The 1,738-nt window shown below is 60.9% G+C and carries 2 protein-coding genes; one reads left to right on the top strand and one right to left on the bottom strand.

Translation table 11 applies throughout. From position 1 onward, the window contains the following. Positions 1–242, bottom strand: a 242-nt coding sequence (locus ACFW0B_RS25765; RefSeq protein ID WP_449151789.1) for a transposase, incomplete at its 3' end; no start/stop codon positions are given. A 197-nt stretch (positions 243–439) separates the two neighbouring features. Between ACFW0B_RS25765 and ACFW0B_RS25760 the strand changes: the two genes are divergently transcribed. After that, complete coding sequence (locus ACFW0B_RS25760; protein WP_271472404.1) at positions 440–1,459, top strand: IS110 family RNA-guided transposase; 1,020 nt, start codon at positions 440–442, stop codon at positions 1,457–1,459. The last annotated feature ends 279 nt before the right edge of the window (positions 1,460–1,738 follow it).

The following is a 1,738-nucleotide window of genomic DNA, read 5'->3' as shown; positions in this document are numbered from 1 at the left end:
TACAGCGCCTCCTCCATCGCCGGATCGCTGTAGCCGAACCAGTTCTGCATCAGATGGACGCGCAACATCGCCATCAGCGGATACGCTGGACGGCCGCCTTCACCCTTAGGGTAGTGCGGCTCGATCAGGGCAACCAAGCCCTTCCACGGCACCACCTGATCCATCTCGATCAGGAACAATTCCTTGCGGGTCTGCTTGCGTTTGCCGGCGTACTCGGCGTCGGCAAAGGTCATCTGCTTCATCAGGAAACTCGGGCAACGGGATCGACGTATTTCACCAGATTCGGGAAGTCTTCTTCAGATGGTATGGACGCCTCCCCCCGGCAGCGGGCCGACCGCAGCAGCATCCCTCCATGAAGGAGAGGATCCTCACTGCCACGGCATCGACGTGCCAAAGTGGAGAGTGGTTAACCCGCACCACTTGAGCAGGAGGATCCACCATGAAAGATAGCGTGATTGGAATGGACATTGCCAAGCAGGTGTTCCAACTGCATACCGTCAATCGGAGCAGCGGAACCATCGAGCGAATCAAGCTACGGCGTGCGGAAGTCCTGCCGTTCTTTGCGAACTATCCGATCAGTTTGGTGGCCATCGAGGCCTGCGGCAGTGCCCACTGGTGGGCGCGTCAGCTCCAGCAACTCGGCCATGAGGTGCGTCTGCTGGCCCCGCGCTCGGTGCGGCCCTTTGTGCTCCGAAACAAGACCGATGCGGCTGACGCCCAAGCCATCTGGACGGCCGTGCAGCAGCCGGGGGCGTGCACGGTCGCAATCAAGCAGGTTGATCAACAGGCGATCCTCTCACTGCATCGTCTCCGCGCCCAACTGCTGAAATTTCGCATCATGCAAAGCAATGCGTTGCGCGGTTTGTTCTATGAGTTCGGCATGATTTTGCCAGAGGGCTACGCCGCGCTGGTCAAGGTCATGCCGGACGCTTTTGCGCAAGCCGAGAACCAGGTGCCCGAGCTGCTGCTGGAGAGTCTGCGTGAGCAGTGGCAACGCATGCTCCGGCTGGACGAGGAGATCCAGCTCCTCGAGCGCCGGCTCAAACGCTGTATGCGCGACCGCCGCGATTGCCGGGCGCTCGCAGAAATTCCAGGGATTGGCCTGTTGACCGCAACCGCCGCAGTGGCCGCCATTGGGGAGGCCAAGAGCTTCCACTCGGGGCGGCAGTTCGCGGCCTGGCTGGGCCTAGTGCCACGGCAAACGGGCACCGGTGGTCGAACTCGACAACTGGGCTTGAGCAAGCGGGGCGACACCTATCTGCGGACGCTGTTGATGCACGGTGCCCGCTCGATCCTCGCCAAAGGCCAAAAATCCGCGTGGGTTGAGCGTTTGCTGGCCAGACGACCGTATAACGTGGTGGTCGCGGCGTTGGCCAACAAACTGGCCCGAACCGTGTGGGCGGTACTGGCCAAAGGATCGCCCTACCGGGCCGAGCTATTCAGCGCAGCGCCCAGTTGAGCAGCGAAACGCCCCACCACACCAGTCTTCACAAGGAGCGCAGGCGGTAAACCGATGATGGCGGAATAGGTCAGACCGTGACGAGGCAAACCTGGTAGGGAATATGAGCCAAGGGCAGTGCCCTCAGCTCGTTCTTCAGATGAGGGCCTCGTCAGCGGATTCCATCAGGGCCAGCAGGGCTTATCGGCCTGCACCATAGGCCGGATATAAGACTGCTCCTACCTACACGCCAACATGATTACCGATTGAGCTCCGGGAGGCGTCCATATAAGGATTTCC

It is taken from the genome of Metapseudomonas phytobenefica (genome assembly GCF_043392685.1).
Lineage (GTDB): Bacteria > Pseudomonadota > Gammaproteobacteria > Pseudomonadales > Pseudomonadaceae > Metapseudomonas.
This window is presented reverse-complemented; position numbering and strand designations above follow the sequence as displayed.